The 18,218-nt window shown below is 68.8% G+C and carries 19 protein-coding genes; 12 read left to right on the top strand and 7 right to left on the bottom strand.

Annotated elements, in window-relative coordinates:
• Nucleotides 1-352 (bottom strand): ribonucleotide reductase N-terminal alpha domain-containing protein (locus Q0X16_RS04785; protein WP_345780276.1); only part of this gene is annotated, 352 nt, incomplete at its 3' end.
• A gap of 484 nt (nucleotides 353-836) precedes the next feature.
• Entirely contained in the window at nucleotides 837-2,897 is a 2,061-nt protein-coding gene (locus Q0X16_RS04780) for a winged helix-turn-helix domain-containing protein (RefSeq protein WP_297831266.1), read from the bottom strand.
• Nucleotides 2,898-3,075: 178 nt separating this feature from the next.
• Between Q0X16_RS04780 and Q0X16_RS04775 the strand changes: the two genes are divergently transcribed.
• The 7 genes from Q0X16_RS04775 to Q0X16_RS04745 all read left to right on the top strand — a co-directional run bounded on the left by Q0X16_RS04775 (nucleotide 3,076) and on the right by Q0X16_RS04745 (nucleotide 8,680).
• A complete protein-coding gene (locus Q0X16_RS04775; RefSeq protein WP_297831263.1) occupies nucleotides 3,076-4,008 on the top strand; it encodes a hypothetical protein in 933 nt (310 codons plus the stop codon).
• A gap of 157 nt (nucleotides 4,009-4,165) precedes the next feature.
• Complete coding sequence (locus Q0X16_RS04770) at nucleotides 4,166-4,978, top strand: hypothetical protein (protein WP_297831259.1); 813 nt, start codon at nucleotides 4,166-4,168, stop codon at nucleotides 4,976-4,978.
• 214 nt (nucleotides 4,979-5,192) lie between these two features.
• The gene (locus Q0X16_RS04765) at nucleotides 5,193-6,656 is read left to right on the top strand and encodes a trypsin-like peptidase domain-containing protein (RefSeq protein ID WP_297831255.1); all 1,464 of its coding nucleotides are present in this window, start codon (nucleotides 5,193-5,195) and stop codon (nucleotides 6,654-6,656) included.
• Between the two features lie 98 nt (nucleotides 6,657-6,754).
• Nucleotides 6,755-7,111 carry a hypothetical protein gene (locus Q0X16_RS04760; RefSeq protein ID WP_297831252.1) on the top strand — a complete coding sequence of 119 codons (357 nt, stop codon included), beginning with the start codon at nucleotides 6,755-6,757 and terminating at the stop codon, nucleotides 7,109-7,111.
• 8 nt (nucleotides 7,112-7,119) lie between these two features.
• Nucleotides 7,120-7,596, top strand: a complete 477-nt coding sequence (locus Q0X16_RS04755; protein ID WP_297831249.1) for a phage holin family protein — start codon at nucleotides 7,120-7,122, stop codon at nucleotides 7,594-7,596.
• On the top strand, nucleotides 7,593-7,970 hold the full coding sequence (locus Q0X16_RS04750) for a hypothetical protein (protein ID WP_297831247.1): 378 nt from the start codon (nucleotides 7,593-7,595) through the stop codon (nucleotides 7,968-7,970). The genes Q0X16_RS04755 and Q0X16_RS04750 overlap by 4 nt, the downstream gene beginning before the upstream one ends.
• Before the next feature lie 8 nt (nucleotides 7,971-7,978).
• Nucleotides 7,979-8,680, top strand: a complete 702-nt coding sequence (locus Q0X16_RS04745) for an HAD-IA family hydrolase (protein WP_297831244.1) — start codon at nucleotides 7,979-7,981, stop codon at nucleotides 8,678-8,680.
• Between the two features lie 112 nt (nucleotides 8,681-8,792).
• Here Q0X16_RS04745 and Q0X16_RS04740 read toward each other — a convergent pair whose 3' ends face one another.
• Together Q0X16_RS04740 and Q0X16_RS04735 are read right to left on the bottom strand one after the other, a co-directional pair.
• Nucleotides 8,793-9,395 carry a response regulator transcription factor gene (locus tag Q0X16_RS04740; RefSeq protein ID WP_297831241.1) on the bottom strand — a complete coding sequence of 201 codons (603 nt, stop codon included), beginning with the start codon at nucleotides 9,393-9,395 and terminating at the stop codon, nucleotides 8,793-8,795.
• Entirely contained in the window at nucleotides 9,392-10,615 is a 1,224-nt protein-coding gene (locus tag Q0X16_RS04735; RefSeq protein ID WP_297831238.1) for a sensor histidine kinase, read from the bottom strand. Before Q0X16_RS04735 ends, Q0X16_RS04740 begins: the two co-directional genes overlap by 4 nt.
• A 170-nt stretch (nucleotides 10,616-10,785) precedes the next feature.
• On the opposite strand from Q0X16_RS04735, the gene Q0X16_RS04730 reads away from it, so the two are divergent.
• From Q0X16_RS04730 to Q0X16_RS04710, 5 genes are read left to right on the top strand one after another with little or no spacing between them, the layout of a single operon-like run.
• The gene (locus tag Q0X16_RS04730; RefSeq protein ID WP_297831235.1) at nucleotides 10,786-10,989 is read left to right on the top strand and encodes a hypothetical protein; all 204 of its coding nucleotides are present in this window, start codon (nucleotides 10,786-10,788) and stop codon (nucleotides 10,987-10,989) included.
• Nucleotides 10,990-11,047: 58 nt separating this feature from the next.
• The gene (locus tag Q0X16_RS04725; protein WP_297831233.1) at nucleotides 11,048-12,301 is read left to right on the top strand and encodes an efflux RND transporter periplasmic adaptor subunit; all 1,254 of its coding nucleotides are present in this window, start codon (nucleotides 11,048-11,050) and stop codon (nucleotides 12,299-12,301) included.
• A 55-nt stretch (nucleotides 12,302-12,356) separates the two neighbouring features.
• Nucleotides 12,357-13,049, top strand: coding sequence for an ABC transporter ATP-binding protein (locus tag Q0X16_RS04720; RefSeq protein ID WP_297831230.1), 693 nt, complete (start codon nucleotides 12,357-12,359; stop codon nucleotides 13,047-13,049).
• 13 nt (nucleotides 13,050-13,062) lie between these two features.
• Complete coding sequence (locus Q0X16_RS04715; protein ID WP_297831228.1) at nucleotides 13,063-14,220, top strand: ABC transporter permease; 1,158 nt, start codon at nucleotides 13,063-13,065, stop codon at nucleotides 14,218-14,220.
• 54 nt (nucleotides 14,221-14,274) lie between these two features.
• Entirely contained in the window at nucleotides 14,275-15,582 is a 1,308-nt protein-coding gene (locus tag Q0X16_RS04710; protein ID WP_297831225.1) for an ABC transporter permease, read from the top strand.
• A 9-nt stretch (nucleotides 15,583-15,591) separates the two neighbouring features.
• Here the strand turns inward: Q0X16_RS04710 and rarD are convergent, their stop codons facing one another.
• The 3 genes from rarD to Q0X16_RS04695 all read right to left on the bottom strand — a co-directional run.
• Nucleotides 15,592-16,518: an EamA family transporter RarD gene (rarD, locus tag Q0X16_RS04705; protein ID WP_297831222.1), complete on the bottom strand. Its 927-nt coding sequence runs from the start codon at nucleotides 16,516-16,518 to the stop codon at nucleotides 15,592-15,594.
• Entirely contained in the window at nucleotides 16,515-17,444 is a 930-nt protein-coding gene (gene yedA / locus Q0X16_RS04700; RefSeq protein WP_297831219.1) for a drug/metabolite exporter YedA, read from the bottom strand. The genes rarD and yedA overlap by 4 nt, the downstream gene beginning before the upstream one ends.
• Before the next feature lie 256 nt (nucleotides 17,445-17,700).
• Nucleotides 17,701-18,218 (bottom strand): carboxy terminal-processing peptidase (locus Q0X16_RS04695; protein WP_297831216.1); only part of this gene is annotated, 518 nt, incomplete at its 5' end.

Raw genomic sequence — 18,218 nt, 5'->3', positions numbered from 1 at the left:
TGCCGTCCATGGAATCGGCGATGGTGCCGGAGACGGTGCAGTTGATCGTCGAGGTCGCCGGCTTGTGTTCCTGCGCGCCGGCGTTGGAGGTGATGCGGCCGGCCGGGATCGCGCCACGGCGCAGCGCCCAGGTGAAGCGCTCCTGCCAGTACTGTTGCAGTTCGACGGTGGGCTCGGCTTCGGCCAGCGCCTTGGCGACGCGCTGGTAGGTGCCGTCGATGTCGGCATCGATGGCGACGCCGCGCTTGGTCTTGAGGCGGTATTTCTTGTCCCAGATGTCCACCGATGCCGGCTGCATCGGGATGTCCTGCTTTGCGTCCGTGGCCACCGCTTCCAGCCTCGCCCTGCTCATGTCCGTTGTCGCTCCTTGTTGTACCCGTGTCACCGTGCCGTATCCGTGTTCGTGCGTTTGGTCCGCATCGTCGCCTCCACGCGATGGCGCCGCCGTGGTCGCGCAGCTGCGGCCTTGAGGCTTCCTTTCGCTGCCGTGTCGCCACCCCCGGATCCCCGTTTCGACGCCCACTCGACGCCGCACGGCCCCTGCATCCGAGCTGCCCAAAGACCGCAGCCCTTGGGCTTTCCCGCACTGACGACCACAACATGTTGTGGCTTTGCCCGAACGACCTTACCACGACGCCGGCTGGAGTCAACGCGAAAAATCCCCCCGGACGACTTGCATTTCGGCGTCCTTGGCTGACACCCGCCTGCGGCGCGGGGTTGCGGAAATCGGCAGCCGGTGAGCCGGGGAACCTGAATGGGCGTGATGCTGCGCTGCGGTATCCAGCGCACCTCGAGCGATCTGTTCATTCCCCGGAAAACCGCCCGCTCGTCGCGGTTCAACGTCCGCCACGATCGATCGCTTGAATCTGGTCGATGCTCATCGCTTCGCTGGTTGCCGGCGCGGGCAACCCCGCCCTTGCGCAAAACGCGGCGAAGCGGGGATCGTTGCGAAACCGCAGCAGCAACGGATCGAACAGGATCTGGTAAGCGGCGACGCCATGGCTTGCCCAGTCGCGTTCGAGCCACTCGAACATGGAGTCGGTATCGCCCCGCAGCGCATAGGTGCGGGCAATGTAATAACGACCGGTCATCGTGTTGCCTTCGTTTGCGATCAGACGCTGCAAGGCGGCGTCGGCTTCGCCGGCATTGCCGCCGGCCTGCAGCGCCAGCGCCACCGCCCGATCCCGCACGCTGCCCGGCGGAACGGCCTGGGCCTGGGCCAGCGCGGCCACCTGGTCCCCGCGCAGCAGCGACAGGTACGACAGTTCGTCGGAATACCAGGCGTGATCCTCCGGTTTTGACAGATTCCGCAACCGGCGCAGGCTGGATTCGGCATCGTCCAGCCGCCCCAGCGACGCCTGCATGAGGAACAGCCAGTAGATGCCGTCCTCGGTCAGCGGATCGGCGGCAAGATGGCGGTTGCGCTCGCCGATCGCCTTGTTCACCTGGCCCAGTGACGCCAGCACGCGGCTGTACTGGCCGTGGACGGGACTGGTGACCGTCACCCGCGGCAGGGCCTTGGCGAAGAGTTCCAGCGCCCCGTTCCAGTCGTAATCGCAGGAGGTGCGCTGGACCGCCAGCGCGGAATAGCCGAGCCCGAAGTCCGGGGCCAGCCGGATCGCGGTTTCGATGTCCTCGCGCGCCCGCGCGCAGGTGGCGCGCAGGGCCTCTCCCTGCTCCAGGAAGCGCGCGCTGATGGCGCGGCTGAAGCCCAGCCAGAGCCAGGCCTGCGCATAGTCCGGATCCAGCCGGACCGCCTCGGCAAAATGTTCGATCGCCTTGCGGGTGTCGCCCAGCATCGCGTGGGCGCCGCGCAGGAAGGCGGTGTAGGCCTCCAGGTTGCCGCTGGCCGGGCGCCCCGACTCGACCACGCCGACCATGCTGTGGACGTGCGGCAGCTTGCCCAGCAGCGCGCCCGCCACCGCCAGCGCGATGTCGTCCTGCAGGGCGAACAGATCCTGGTACGGCCGGTCGAACCGCTGTGCGTACAGCGCGTGGCCGTCGGCGGTATCGACCACTTCGATCGAGACCCGGACATGATCACCGGCGCGCTGCACGCTGCCGGACAGCAGGTAGGCGGCGCCGAGCTTGGCCCCGATTTCGCGGCTGCCTTCCCGGCTGTCGCGGAACCGGAACGAGGAACTGCGCCCGATAACCTTCAGGTCGTCGAAGCTGGACAGGGTATTGATCAGGGTCTCGCTGAGCCCGTCGGAGAAGAACTGCTGCCCCTGGTCGCTGCTGGCGTTGACCAGCGGCAGCACCGCGATGCTGCCGGCCATCGCCGCCGGGGCCGGGGTGGGTTCAGCGGTCGCAGCGCCCGCAGCGGTAGGCGGCGCGCGCAGCCAGAGCCACCCGGCAACAAGCACGGCGGCAACCAGCAGCATCCCGGCTGACACCGATCGGCGGCTCTGCGGGCGCTGCGGCGCACCCGGTGCAGGAGAGTTGGATCGGGCGGCCAGCGCCGGAGCCGCCTCGGGGGCCGGGACCGCGGCCGGTTCCGGCGATATGGCGGAGTCTTGCGATGCGTCGGAGTCTGACGCAAAAGCCGGCGCTATCGGCAGCGCGCCCGCATCCTCGGCCAGGGTGGCCACGAACCGGTAGCCGCGTCCCGGCACGGTGACGAGGAAGCGGCGGTCGTGCGCGCTGACGCCGAACGCGCGGCGCAGCGCGGCGATCGCCTGGGTCAGGTTGTTTTCCTCGACCACCCGTCCGGGCCAGACCGCCGCCAGCAGTTCCTCCTTGCCGACCACCGCTTCGCGCCGTTCGATCAAGACGCACAGGACATCGAAGGCCTTCGCGGTCAGCGGCACCAGTGCGCCGGCGGAATCGCGCAACTCGCGACGCAGGGTGTCGAGCAGGAAGCCTTCGAACCGGTAGTAGCGCAGCGTCTCTTCCATCCTTCACATCATTTCATGATTTTTCAGCGGAATTGCATGCGCCCTCAGGCCGGCAGGACGCATGGTCGGGGCGCTGCACCGACCGCGGAATTCCCCTGTCCTTCCGGATGGCCACCCGATCGGTTGCAAACCCAGGCAAACAAGGAGGAGCGCAATGTGCATTCGAGGAATCCTCGCCGTGGCGGTGGCCCTGTGCGCGGCACCGGCCGCTGCCGGGCAATGTCCGTACTGGGAGATCAACGGCGATTACGTGATCCGGCAGTCGAACGCGATCGACGTCGCGCTGCACCTCGAGCGGGAGGGTAACAAGCTGACGGGGCAGGCGCGGTTCTATTCGACCAGCCTTGAGCACGAGGTCGCCGGGCCGCTCGAAGGGTACATCGAGGGCGACCGGTTCCACTTCCGGGTGAGCTGGTATGAGCTCAAGCAGAAAACGTGCATCAACTACTACGGTCTGATCCCGGTCTGGTGCTGGACGGACAAATATGACGAGAACGGCATCTACGAAGGAACGATCAGCGCCCACGGCGAAGTCCGGGGCAGCAACTATCCGTTCGAGCGCCCGAACGCACGAACCGACTGGTTCATGAAGAGCACGCTGGAATGCCGGGAAATCGTGATGATACCCCCCCGCATCCTCAGACAGCCCAGGCCGGCTCCACCGATCGACAGGCGGGTGGAGGAGGAGAACGCGCCGCCGATCGCCCCTGCTCCGAATCGGAACGACCGGATCATCGAAGTGACGCCAGACGTGAGCGCGGACGCGACGCCTACGCTGCCGGCACAGCCCGGCCCCACGGAGCGGGAGATCCACGTGCTTGGCAGGAGACAGCCGCGCGACCGCTGCCTGAGCGGCTACGTCTGGCGCGAAGCGCGCGAGGACGATCATGTCTGCGTCACGCCGCAATCGCGCCAGCACGCTGCCCAGGAAAATCGGCTTGCCGTCGCACGCCGTCAACCCGACGGCGGAACCTACGGCCCCGAAACCTGCATCAGCGGATTCGTCTGGCGGGAGGCCTATGACGGGGACACGGTGTGCGTATCGCCAGCGGCTCGGGCGCGCGTCAAGGAAGAAAACCGTCTGGCCGAATCCCGGCGTGAGCCGAACTGAGGCTGTCAGGCGGTTCCCTGCGCCACGGATGGCGCAGGGAACCGCGTGCGTTTCATGATGGCCGAACGGCCGCTTCATCGAAGGCGGATAAACACCCGTCACCCGTGTCCGGAAAGCCTGCCACCGCAAAGCTGCCGCAATGCAGGGGAGAAAGCGCATGAATCGACACCGATCGAATCGGAATAGTTTGCTGCTGGTGGTGCTCGTGGCTGCGGTGTCCGTCGCATCCGCAAGCGACGTCGAGATCCGACAGCACACCGAAGAGAAGGCGCGGGCTGCCCTGGAACAAGCGACTGGTGAGGACTGGATCGTCGATGTGGCCCCGACGGGTGGCACGATCATCTTTGCCGCCCCGAAGGACGGCGCCTACGAATCCCCGAGGGCGGACAGCCACATCGAGGCCGCACTCGCGTTCCTGTCCAGGCACAGGCGCATCTTCGGGATGCAGGATCCTCGGCGAGAATGGATCGTCACGCCACGCGACGCGGCCATGAGCGGGCCGACCCATGTCCGCTTCTCGCAGGTCGTGAATGGGGTACCGGTGTACGGGGCGTCGTGGATCATGCACTTCGATTCCCGTGGCCGCCTGACATCTACCTCGGGGGGCTATGTGGTCGGCGCGCTTGAGGTTTCGACCCGCGCCCGGCTGTCTGCCGAGGCGGCCGCAGCACGCGCCCGGGCCTGCGTTGCCGCGAGGGCCCGCCTCCCGGAGAGCACCTTCAAGACCAATGTGGCGGAATTGGAGATCTTCCCGCTGCGCAATGCGCGTCCGTCGCTGGCCTGGCATGTCCTGGTGTCGGTCTCCCCGCCGCGCCCGATCATTCTGTCGCGCGAGGTGCATCTGGATGACCGCACCGGGACGGTGCTCGCTGACACATCAATGGTGCGTTTTCGCAGCGCGCCGCAGGAGGTCGATCCCAAGCCCACCTACCCGGCGCAATGCCTGCTGGCGGGCCAGGAAGCGCCGTAGCCGCGTACACGGCCACCGCACGACCTTCGCGCCGCACTTGCGAACATCTCCTTCTGGCAGGCGACGGCTCCTGCACGGCTCGACAGGCGGGCCGCCGCCGGACGTCATGCCACTTCCGTCGGGAGACTGCTTGCGTCCGGGTGCCATGGGCCTTCAGCATTGGTTGCATGATGTCCGGCAACACTTGTTCAGGTTGCCGTATCCCGAGTCCGCCATGACGACCACCGCCACCCGTACCCTGCTGGCCCTGTCCGCCGCCGCCGCGTTCGGCGCCTTTGCCGCCACCGGCCTGAACCTGCTGGTGGACCATCCCGCTTCGGCCGCGCCGCCGCCGGCAGTCGCCACCCAGGCAGGCCCGCCTGCCGTCGCGACGTCGCCCGCCGCAATTGCCCGCACGCCGATGCCTTCGCTGGCGCCGATGCTCAAGCGCGTGCTGCCCGCGGTGGTCAGCGTCAACACCCGCCAGGTCGTGCGGGTGAACACGCCGTTCGGCGACGATCCGGTGTTCCGCCGCATCTTCGGCATCCCGCAGGAGCGCATCGCCCGCTCGCTGGGTTCCGGGGTGATCGTCGACGCCCGTCGCGGGCTGATCCTGACCAACAACCACGTGGTGGAAAACGCCGACGCGGTGCAGGTGACCCTGGCCGACGGACGCACCATCAACGCCGAGTTCGTCGGTTCCGACCCGGACACCGACATCGCCTTGATGCGGATTCCCGCAAAGGATCTGGCCGGCGCGGCGCTGACGGAAATCCCGCTGGCGGACAGCGACCGGCTGCAGATCGGCGATTTCGTGGTGGCGATCGGCAACCCGTTCGGGGTGGGCCAGACCGTCACCTCGGGCATTGTTTCGGCGGTCGGCCGCAACAACCTGCCGGGAGCCGGTTTCCAGAGCTTCATCCAGACCGATGCCAGCATCAATCCGGGCAATTCCGGCGGCGCGCTGGTCAACCTCGATGGCGAACTGGTCGGCATCAATACCGCCAGCTTCAATCCGCGCGGTTCGATGGCCGGCAACATCGGACTGGGCTTCGCCATCCCCTCCAATCTCGCCCACCGCATCCTCGACCAACTGCTGCACGGCGGCGTGGTCCGCCGCGGCACCCTGGGCGTCGACCTGCAGGACGTCGATCCCCGCATCGCCAAGGGCCTGGGCATGAACGAGCCGCGTGGCGCGGTGATCACCCGGGTCTATCCGGATTCGGCCGGCGGTGCCGCCGGCCTGCGGGTGGGGGACGTGATCGTGGCGGCCAACGGCGAGACCATTGACAACGCCGAGGCGCTGCGCAACTTCCAGGGCCTGCAGGCACCGGACGCGCAGATCACCCTGGACGTGCGCCGCGACGGGCGGGCGCTGCAGGTCACCAGCGGGCTGCGCGAGGCGCCCAAGGCGCTTGGTGGCGAACGACTCGACCCGCGCCTGGCCGGAGCCAGTTTTGCCGAACTGCCCGAATCGCTGCGCCGGCAGGGGCTGACCGGCGTGCTGGTGGAATCGGTCGAACGCGGCAGCCGCGCCGCCCAGAACAACCTGCAGCGCGGCGACGTGGTGCTGGCGTCGAGCAACGGCAAGTTCAGCGATCTGAACGGCTTCCGCGCCGGCTTCGGCAGCGCCCCGCCGCAGCGGCTGGTACTGAGGGTCCTGCGCGGCAATGCCACCGGCGACCTGCTGATGCGCTGAACGCGCGCGCAACATGCCGGCGCGGGAGCGCGCCCGGTTGCGCACGCGGGCGCGAACGGTGCCACACTTGTTCCCCCAGCCCAAGGAGGATGCGACAGATGAGCGAACACACCGATGCGGTCAAGAGCAATCTGGGCGAAGCCGGCTCCCATCTGAAGCAGGCCGCCGCCGCCGCCGGCAGTGCGGTCAAGAGCGCCGCCAGCGCCGCCGGCGATGAACTGCGGGTCGGCAAGGCGCAGGTGAAGGCCGAGCTGGCCGACGGTGCCGTGGCCGGCATTTCCGCCGCGGAGCATCTGGGCGGCGCCGCCGGCGAGCAGATGAACGCGCTGATGGACAAGAGCCGCGACCTGCTCGACAGCGCCGCCGAGTTGATCCGGGAGCGCCCGCTGGTGGCCTTCGGAGCGGCGTTCGCGGCGGGTTGGATCATTTCCAAACTCGGCCGCGGCGACAAGTAAACCCGGGGATGACCGCCGAAGAACCGACCCCGCCGCCGGGTGCGGCAACGGGAGCGGGGGCAGCGGGGCTGGGCGAGACGCTGCACGCGCTCGGCGACCAGTCCAGGCAGGGCGTGCGCGCCGCGCTGGCCACCGGACAGGCGCTGCGGGCGCTGCTGGCCGCCGATCTGGCGCTGGCGCGCGCCGCGCTGGGGCGTTCGCTGGTGTTCGCGGTCGTGGCAACGGCGCTGGCCATCTCCACCTGGCTGCTGTTGATGGCGGCGCTGGTGGCGGGACTGCGCGCGCTGGGCCTGTCCTGGACCGTCGCGCTGCTGCTTGCCGCGCTCATCGGCGCCATCGGTGCCGTCGTTTCCGGCGCGGTGGCGTGGCGCAGCCTTGACGATGCCGGTCTGCAGGCCAGCCGCCGCCAGCTGGCGCGGCTGTTTCCGGAAGCGGGCGCCGCGGACGCTGCGGCGGAAACCTCGGGACAGGAACCGAAGCCATGAGCCTGGATGCCCACCGCGCGCGCGTGCGCGCCGCCGAGCGCAACGTCGAAGCGCAGTGGACGCAGACGGTGGCGCACGGCCGTCGCACCGTCACCCTGTGGCGTACTGGCTGGACGCCCGGGCGGATCGTGATCGCCGGGCTGGTCGGTGGTTTCCTGACCGGTCGCGCGCAGCCGCTGCGAATGGCGGGCAGCGGCGGCCTGCTGGCGTTGCTGCGTTCGCTGTCGGGACTGCTCGCAGCCAGCGGCCTTGACCGTGGCGAATCGAAGCAGGCCGAACCCGATGCCACGCCTGCGGCGGCTGACGACGTGCGGCCCGCGGTCTGGCCGGAACCGCCGCGCCGCGAGCCGCCGCCCTTCGTCACCACGCCCTGAACGTGACGATGCGCGCCATCACCCTCGACCTCGACGACACGCTATGGCCGTTCGCCCCGATCGGCGAGCGGATCGAAACCGCCCTGCACGACTGGTTCGAGGCGCACAGCCCGCGCACCGCCGAACGCTTCCCGATTGCGGAAATGCGCGCCCTGCGGGAGCGGGTGATGGACGAGTTCCCGCAGCTCGCGCACGACCTCGGCCTGCTGCGGCGGCTGACCATCGAACGCGCGCTGCGCGAGAGCGGCGACGACCCGGAGCTGGCCAGCGCCGCCTACGCGATCTTCTTCCGCGAGCGCAACCGGGTCGCGTTCTTTCCCGATGCGCTCGATGGCCTGCGCCGGATCGCCGCGCACCTGCCGGTGGCCGCCGTGACCAACGGCAATGCCGACCTTGCCGCGATCGGCATCGATGCGCACTTCCGGTTCGCCTTGACCGCGCGCGAATACGGCGCACCGAAACCGGATGCCGGGTTCTTTCTCGAAGCCTGCCAGCGGCTCGGTTTTCCGGCGGGCGAGGTCCTGCACGTCGGCGACGATCCGCACGTGGACATCCTCGGCGCGGCCCGCGCCGGCCTGCGCACCTGCTGGATCGACCGCGGCCTGCACGTCTGGCCGGGAGCGCTGCCCGCCGCCGATTTGCGGGTGACCACGCTGACCGAACTGGCCGACTGGCTGGACAGCGGCGCCGTGCTCAAGAAGGTGGCTTGATCCTCGTCAGCGCACGATGCTCGGCCCGAGCAGAGCGCCACAGGCCAGCGCCAGCGCGGCCCTGACGATGATCCAGGCGCGGTGAGCCGGTCGATCCCGTCGATGCGAACGCCTACAGCCAGCCCTTCTGCCGCGCCAACCGGTAGGCTTCGATGCGGTTGCCGACGCCGAGCTTGCCGATGGCTTCGGACAGGTAGTTGCGCACGGTGCCGTGGGAGAGGTTGAGCTTCTCCGCGATCTCGCCGGCCGACAGGCCTTCGCCGGCCAGGCGCAGCGCCTGACGCTCGCGGTCGGTCAGCGGGTCCGCTTCTCCCCAGGCTTCCACCGCCAGCTGCGGGTCGATGGAGCGGCCGCCGCGCTGCACGTTGCGGATGGCGTCGGCCAGTTGCTCCGCCGGAGCGTCCTTCAGCAGGTAGCCGCGCACCCCGGCCTCCAGCGCGCGCCGCAGGAATCCGGCGCGGGCGAAGGTGGTGATGATCACCACCTTGATCGGCAGCTCGTGGCGGGCGATGCGCTGCGCCAGCTCCAGTCCGGTCAGGCCGGGCATCTCGATGTCGGTCAGCAGCACGTCGGGCTGGAGCCGCTGCAGCTCGCGCCACGCGGCTTCGCCGTCGCCGACGTGGGCCACCACCTCGAGGTCGGATTCCATCCCCAGCAGCGCGGTCAGCGCGCCGCGCAGCATGGCCTGGTCTTCCGCCAGCACGATCCGGATCATCCTTCTTGCCCCTGCGTCCTGGGTTCGCTTGCGAATCCGCTGGACGTGGGCACGGCGCGCAGGGGTAGCGGCGGCTCGCGCCGGGCCAGCGGCACCCGGATCCGCAGCGTCGTGCCCGCGTTGCGCGTCGATTCGACGTGCAGTTCGCCGTCCAGCGCGCGCACGCGGTCGCGCATGCCGGACAGGCCGTTGCCGTCGGTCGTCGCGCCGCCGCGGCCGTCGTCGCTGATGCTCAGTTGCACGGCCTTGTCTTCGCGGATGAACTCCACCTGCGCCTGCGTGGCGTGCGCGTGGCGGGAGATATTGGTGATCGCTTCACGCAGCACCAGCGCCAGACCGCGTTCGACCTCGGGGGGCAGATCCGGTGGCGGCGCGCCGTAATCCAACCCGACCTGCGCCGATTCCAGCAGCAATCTGGCCGAAGCCAGCTCCGCCGCGAGATCGGTGGCGCGGATGCCGGTGACGGCGCTGCGCACCTGCGCCAGCGCCTCGCGCGCCACCCGTTCGGCGTCTGCCAGTTCGTGTTTCGATGCCACCGGGTCGCGATCGAACAATTTGCGCGACAGTTCCAGCTTCAGCGTGATCAGCGACAGCGTATGCCCCAGCAGATCGTGCAGGTCGCGGCCGATGCGCTCGCGCTCGGCGGTGGCCGCAAGCTTGCGGATTTCCTCCTGCGACAGCGCCAGCGCGGCGTCGTGTTCCTGGGCGGCGTGCTCGACGTTGACGATCATGCCGATCACGAAGGTCATGACCGGCACCCAGATCCAGAACCCCGACGGATAGCCGATCGCGGCGGCTACCGCCACGAACACGACGTTCATCGCCAGCAGCTGGAGGGCGTAGTGGAGCAGCTTCGGCGGCCGCTGCTCCGACACCCGCAGCATCACGCAGCCGAACACGAAGTAGCTCAGGCCCGAGGGATACCAGCGCAGCAGGGCCAGGCTGAGCGCCGCCATCCCCAGCGCGTATCGCCATCCGAGCCGGCGCGGGCCGAAGATGACCCGTGCGTACATCCACAGGAACAGCGGATAGGACAGCAGGGTGAGCGTCGCCCAGAGCCAGTCGTAGCCATCGCTCAGCAGCGGCGTCAAGAACACCCACAGCGACCACAGCAGGTGCACGCCGCCGGTCCACGGCGATTTGCCGCGCTGCACGTCCCGCGCGGCCGCCGAGTCCGGCGTCGGGGTGTACTGGCGTTGCAACCAGGCAGGCAGGTTCATGCACGCATCCTAGAACAACCGCAAGCGACGGCGACCCGCATGTTCACCCGTCGCGCGCTGCGCAAGCATCCCCGGGCGTCACCGCAATCGCATGACAGTTGTCAGCGGACGGCGTCCTTCGCCATGCCCACACTGGCGCAAGGTTCGATGTCGAGATGGAGGAACAGCCGATGTTGACACACCCGGGAAAACTGCTGGCTCCGGCGTTGTCGCTGGGTTTTCTGGCCGTTGCCTTCCGCTTCGACGCGAATCACGTCGAATGGTTCTGGTCCGATCGGCCCATCGTCGCCGCCGTGCTGGCCTGCATGGCCGCCGGATACGGCATCGCCGCGCTGAATGCCTGGCGCAACGTCCGGCGACAGCCTCCGCGTTAACGCATCGCTCGACGCATATGTCGGATGATGCGCGTTCCGTCGCCTTGAAGAACCCCGAATGAACAGCAACGCCGACCTTCTCGAATCCCTGAGGATCGACCGCAACGCCGCGCCGCCCCCGGAATCGCGCAAGGGGCTGTGGATCGCCCTGGCGGTGGTCGCGGGCCTGCTGCTGGCGGTGGCGGGATGGCGGCTGCTGCGCCCGGGCAAGGGTGTCGAGGTTCGGGTGGCCGAAGTTGCCGCAATCGGCGGTGGCGGCGCGTCCGGCCCGGCCGTGCTCGATGCCACCGGCTACGTGGTCGCGCGGCGGATGGCCACGGTCTCGGCGAAGGTGACCGGCAAGGTGCGCGACGTGTTGATCGAGGAAGGCCAGCGCGTCGAGGAAGGCCAGGTGCTGGCGAATCTGGATCCGGTGGACGCCGACGCGCAACGTCGGTTGTCCGCCGCCCAGCTGTCCGCGGCGCAAAGCCAGATCGCCGGCGTGGCGGCGCAGCTGCGGCAATCCGAGGCCGATGCCATCCGGCTCGGCGCCCTGGTGCGGCAGCAACTGGTCTCGCGCGCCCAGTACGACCAGGCCATCGCCGCCCGCGACGCCCTGCGCGCACAGCTGGCCACCGCCCAGCGCAATGCGCAGGTGGCGCGCGACGCGCTGCGGATTGCCGACAACGGCATCGACAACACCATCGTGCGCGCACCGTTTGCCGGCGTCGTCATCGCCAAGGCGGCGCAGCCGGGCGAAATCGTCTCGCCGCTGTCGGCAGGAGGCGGCTTCACCCGCACCGGCATCGGCACCATCGTCGACATGGCCTCGCTGGAAGTCGAGGTCGACGTGGGCGAGGCCTACATCGGTCGGGTCAAGCCGGACATGCGCACCGAGACCGTGCTCAATGCCTACCAGGACTGGAAGATCCCGGGCAAGGTCATCGCCATCATCCCCACCGCCGACCGCGGCAAGGCGACCGTGAAAGTGCGCGTCAGCCTGGGCGCGCTGGGCGATCCCAGGATCGTGCCGGACATGGGTGCGCGGGTGAGTTTTCTCGAAGACGCCAGCCCCGCGCGGGCGCAGGGGAAACCAGGAGTGCTGGCGCCGTCCAACGCCATCGTCGAACGCAACGGCGCGTCGGTGGTGTTCGTCCAGAGCGGGGATGCGGTCGCGATGCGCGCAGTTCAGCTGGGCCGCACCCTGGGCGACGACCGCGAGGTGCTGTCCGGACTTTCCGGCGGCGACCGGGTCGTGCTGGATCCGCCGGAAGCGCTGCGCGACGGCGCGCGGGTGACGGTCGCGCGCGAAGATGCGGCAGACGACGAGTGACGAAAGACGAAAGACGAAAGACGAAAGACGAAACAGACAACCGGAGAACCGACCCATGCCCCCCCTCGTCAACATCCGCAACCTGCACAAGACCTACCAGCGCGGTCCGGAAAAGGTCGATGTGCTGCGCGGCATCGACCTCGACATCGCCGAGGGCGATTTTGTCGCCCTGATGGGCCCCTCGGGTTCCGGCAAGACCACCCTGCTCAACCTGATCGGCGGGCTGGATTCGCCCAGCGCCGGCAGCATCGAGATCGCCGGCCAGCACATCGAGAAGCTCGGCTCCGGCCAGCTGGCGCACTGGCGCAGCAACCACGTCGGCTTCGTGTTCCAGTTCTACAACCTGATGCCGACCCTGACCGCGCAGAAGAATGTCGAGCTGCCGTTGCTGCTGACCCGGCTGTCGGCCGCGCAGCGCAGGCAGAACGCGGCCATCGCGCTGCAGCTGGTGGGGCTGGGCGACCGCGGCAAGCATCGTCCCAACGAGCTGTCCGGCGGCCAGCAGCAGCGCGTGGCGATCGCGCGCGCCATCGTTTCCGATCCCACGCTGCTGATCTGCGACGAGCCCACAGGCGACCTCGACCGCGCCTCGGCGGAGGACATCCTCGGGCTGCTGCAGGAACTCAACCGCACCCACGGGAAGACCATCGTCATGGTGACCCACGACCCCAAGGCCGCCGAATACGCCAGCCACACCCTGCATCTGGACAAGGGCGTGCTGGTCGAACAGGTGGCGCACGCCGCCTGAGCCGGAGGTTTCGATGAAATATCTCCACCTTGTCTGGGCCGCGCTGGCGCGCAGCAAAACCCGCACCCTGCTGACGTTGCTGTCGGTGGTGACCGCGTTCCTGCTGTTCGGAATGCTCGATTCGGTGCGGGTCGCCTTCAATTCCGGCGGCGATGTCGCCGGCGCCAACCGCATGGTGACGATGTCGCGGCTGTCGATCACCCAGATGCTGCCCTACAGCCTGGTGACCCAGGTCGAGGCCGTGCCCGGGGTGAAGCAGTCCGCCTACGCCGCCTGGTTCGGCGGCATCTACCGCGACCCGAAGAATTTCTTCGCCAATTTCAGCGTCAGTCCCAATTACCTCGACCTGTACCCGGAATTCAGGATGCCGGAGGCGCAGCGCAAGGCATGGCAGGCCGACCGCCAGGGCGCGATCGTCGGCGAAGCGCTGGCTCGGCAATTCGGCTGGAAGGTCGGCGACACCATTCCGCTGCAGGCGACGATCTTCCCGACCCGCGGCAGCAACGATTGGAGTTTCACCCTGCGCGGCATCTATCGCGTCGACGATCCGAAGATGAAGGCGCAGGAGCACATGCTGTTTTTCCACTGGGCCTATTTCGACGAGGCCAACGACTACGTCAAGGGACGGATCGGCTGGCTCGTCGTGCAGCCGGACAAGCATTCCAACGCCGACGCTGTGGCGCGGGCCATCGACCGGCTCAGCGAGAACTCCGACCACGAGACCAAGACCCAGAGCGAAGCCGCGTTCAACCAGGCGTTCGCCAAGCAGTTCGCGGACATCGGGCTGATCGTGTCCGCGATCATGGGTGCGGTGTTCTTCACCCTGCTGCTGCTGACCGGCAACACCATGGCGCAGGCGGTGCGTGAGCGCATTCCGGAGCTGGCGGTGCTCAAGACGATCGGCTTCTCCAACCGCAGCGTGCTGTGGCTGGTGCTGGCCGAGTCGGTCCTGCTGGTGGTGCTGGGCGGGATGTCGGGCCTGCTGCTGGCGAGCGCGGTCGTGCCGGCGGTCGGTGCCGCCAGCGGCGGCATGATCGCGCTGCCCGGCCTACTGTTGCAGACCTGGGGATTGGGCCTGGCGCTGATGGTCGGCATCGGCCTGCTGGTGGGCCTGCTGCCGGCGCTGCGCGGCATGCGCCTGAACATCGTCGATGCGCTGGCGGGACGGTGAGGCGTCGATGAACAAGCACCATCTTCCAGGGGCGCCGCTCAAGAGGACACCCGCATGAAACGTTTTTTCTCCGGCCTGCTGACCGTTCTTGCTCTTGCGCTGATGCTGGGTGGGTGGATCGTGGCGCCATGGCCGGTCGTGCTGGGTCTGGTCGTCCTGATCGCCCTGTGGCTGGGCTTGACCCGCAGTGGGCGGCTGGCGCGCGAGGCGGCGATGATCGGCATCGCCAGCTTGCCGCAGCGCTGGGGCGCGTCGCTCGTCATCGTGATCGGGATCGCCGGCGTGGTCGGCGTGCTGGTGGCGATGCTGGCGATGGGCGAAGGCTTCAAGGCCACCCTCGACCGGACCGGCAGCGACGACAGCGCGATCCTGCTGCGCGCCGGTTCGCAGGCGGAAACCAATTCCGTCATCACCCGCGACCAGGTGCCGCTGGTCACCGCACTGCCCGGGATCGCGCGTGGGCAGGACGGCAAGCCGCTGGCGTCGGCGGAGCTGTCGCAGGTGGTGAACCTGCCCACCCGGGCCGATGGTGGCGATGCCAACGTGCAGTTCCGCGGCGTCGGCCCGGAAGGCTGGGCCATTCGCCCGCAGCTGCGGATCGTCGAAGGCCGTCGCTTCAACCCGGGTCTGCGCGAGCTGGTGGTCGGCAGGGGCGCCCAGCGGCAGTTCCGCGGTCTTGAGGTCGGCCGGCAGTTGAAGCTGGCCAACCAGATGTGGACGGTGGTCGGCGTGTTCGAATCCGGGGACGCGCACGATTCCGAACTGTGGACCGATGCCGACGTGCTCGGGCCGGCCTACCAGCGGCAGGCGTTCCAGTCGATGACGGTGCGGCTGGAAGGCAGGTCCGGATTCCGGCGGTTGAAAGCGGCGCTGGCGGCCGATCCGCGCCTCAAGCTCGATATCGATACCACGCGCAATTACTACGGCAGGCAATCGGAAGGACTGACCAAGCTGATCAGGATCCTGGGCAGCGTGATCGGAGCGATCATGGCGATCGGCGCGGTGTTCGGCGCCCTCAACAGCATGTATGCCGCGGTCGCCGGGCGGGCCCGTGAAATCGCCACCCTGCGTGCGCTGGGCTTCCGCAGCCTGCCGGTGGTGACCGCGGTGATGCTGGAAACCATGCTGTTGGCGCTGCTGGGCGGCGTGCTGGGCGCGCTGATTGCCTGGACCTTGTTCAACGGCTACACGGTCAGCACGCTGGGCAGCAATTTCAGCCAGGTGGTGTTCCAGTTCAAGGTCGGCCCGACGCTGGCCTGGACCGGGCTGAAATGGGCGCTGGGCATCGGTCTGGTCGGCGGCCTGTTCCCGGCGCTGCGGGCGGCGCGGCTGCCCGTCACCGAGGCGCTGCGGGCGGGTTGAGGGATTGCCTCAAACCACCTCGGCCAGCTCTTCTTCACGTGGCGTCCGGCCGCTGCGCAGGCCGTCGATCACGAACAGGGCCAGCGCGATCCAGATGCAGATGAAGCCGATCAGCTGGCCGTGGTCGAACGCTTCGTGCAGCAGGAATACGCCGACCAGGAATTGCAGCGTCGGCGAGATGTATTGCAGCAGGCCGGCCACGCTCAGCGGGATTCGCCGCACCGCGTAGGCGAAGCCGATCAGCGGCAGCGCGGTCAGCACGCCCGACAACGCCAGCAGCAGCGTGCCGAGGGTGCCGTAGCCGTGCCCGAAGCCGCCGCCGCCGTGCAGTTCGATCCACAGCAGCCAGGCCAGGCCGGGCAGGAACAGGAACGCGCTCTCCACGCCAAGCCCTGCCACCGGATCCACGTGCGCCTGCTTGCGCAGCAGGCCGTACAGGCTGAAGGAGACCGCCAGCGCCAGCGCGATCCACGGCAGGCCGCCGTACTGCACGGTCAGCCAGCCGACGCCGACCAGCGCCACCAGCACCGAAGCCCACTGCATCGGGCGCAACCGTTCGCGCAGGAACAGCACCCCGATCACCACGTTGCACAGCGGGTTGATGAAATAACCCAGCGCCGCCTCGACCACGTGACCGGCGTTCACCGCCCAGATGTACAGGCCCCAGTTGCCGGCGATCAGCAGGCTCGATGCCATCAGCGTCCAGCCCAATCGGGACTGCCCCGCCAGCGTCTGTCGCAGCCAGCCGGGCCCGCTGCGCCAGACCAGTACGGCGGAGACGAACAGCGCGCTCCACACCACCCGGTGCAGGACGATCTGCAGCGAAGGCACCGCGGCGAGCAGGTGCCAGTACAGCGGAGAAAAGCCCCAGGTGACGAAGGCCGCGACCGCGGCCCAGACGCCGCGTGCGGTGTCGGCGTGGGCGTCGTCGGTCATGCCGCGTCGCTCCCCGCCACCATCTTGCGCAGCGCCTTTCCGAAGGTGATCACGACCACTCCGAGCAGGATCACGCCCATGGCGACCAGTTCGCTGCCGTCGAAGCGCTCGTGCGCCAGCCACGCGCCGAGCAGCACCGCGATCGCCGGGTTGACGTAGGCATAGCTGCCCGCCAGCGCCGGCCGCACGTGGTTGAGCAGCCAGATGTAGGCGGTGAATCCGCCCAGCGAACCCAGCACGACCAGATACCAGAAGGCAGCAATTGCGCGCGCGTCGGGCACGTGGGCGAAACGCTCGCCCATGGCCAGCCCGGCGCCAGTCATCAGCAGCCCGCCGCACAGCATTTGCCCGGCCGCCGACATGAACGGCGCCGGCAGGTCGCGGCCGCGGCTCCAGATCGATCCGTATGCCCAGCCGATGCAGGCGACCAGCAGGGCGATGAGCCCCACCGTCGAGCCGTTCAGGCTGCTGCCGACGTTGAGCCAGACCACGCCGAGAAAGCCGATTCCCAATCCCGCCCATTCCAGCCGGGTCGGACGGTCGCCGCGGACCGCGGCGAACACCGCCAGCCACAGCGCCGAGGACGCCAAAGTGACGGCGGTCAGGCCCGAGGACACCGTGGTTTCGGCCAGGTTCACCATGCCGTTGCCGAGCAGCAGCATGAAAAACCCCATCGGCAGCAGGCTGCGCCATTGGGCGCGGGTCGGCGCCGGCACGCCGCGCCAGCGCAGGACGCCGTAGAACAGGCCGCCGGCCACGAGGAAGCGGATCCCGCCCAGCAGGAACGGCGGGAAACCGCCCTCCAGCGCGAAGCGGATCGCCAGATAGGTCGAACCCCAGATCAGGTACAGCGCGCCCAACGCCAGCGCGACGCCGGAGGCCGGCGCCGGCATGATGGAGGCTGTGGAAACGGTGGAAGACGTCATCGGGAATCCATCAACGGAAGCGGGTGCCAAATTCGGCACCCGCGAAATTCTGGACACTTGCTGGAAAATCCGCCCCCCGGGTCAGCCCGGAGGCGTCACGACTGCTTCAACGCACTGGGCCCGACCGCGACCGATCCCGCTCGGGTCGGTTGCCGTGCGCCCGACCCGCACGCCATCCAATGCGTTCGGCGAAGTCGGTCAGGGTAGCGGCAGCCCGATCAAGGAAAAGTCAACGCCGCGTCGCCGGAGACGTCGTTCAGTCGGCCCAGTGCCCGGCAGCGTTGCGCGTCTGCGGCAGCACCTGGGCGGCCAGCCGGTCGTTGCGCCCAAGCAGCCAGATGGCGTCGCCGAGGATCGCCGCCGATTCGCGCAGCAGCGGATCGGTCGCCTTGCGCGCCGCCTCCGCGCGCGCCACGTCGTCGGCGGCGTTGCGCTCGTCGGCGGTCAGGCCGTCGTCGGAACGGTTCTCCAGCAGCGGGTCGCGGCTGATGCCCAGTCGCGCGCGCGTTTCGGCACGCTGCTTGCGCTGGGCGTCGAAGCGGTCGCGTTCGGCGCGGCGATCGGCTTCGTTGAGCGAGATCCAATTCCTGGCCTGTTCTTCGCGGAACTGACGCACGTCCTCGACCCACCACTGGTATTCGACGTCGCGGGCGGAGCGCGCTTCGTGGCGCGCCTGCAGCGGCGCCAGCAGCGGCGCGAAATTGCCGTACTGCACGTGCGGCGTGGCGGCGATCCGGGTCCACGGCAGCGCGTTCGGATAGGTGCTTTCGCCGT

The sequence above is a fragment of the Thermomonas sp. genome (assembly GCF_025993755.1).
GTDB lineage: Bacteria > Pseudomonadota > Gammaproteobacteria > Xanthomonadales > Xanthomonadaceae > Thermomonas.
This window is presented reverse-complemented; position numbering and strand designations above follow the sequence as displayed.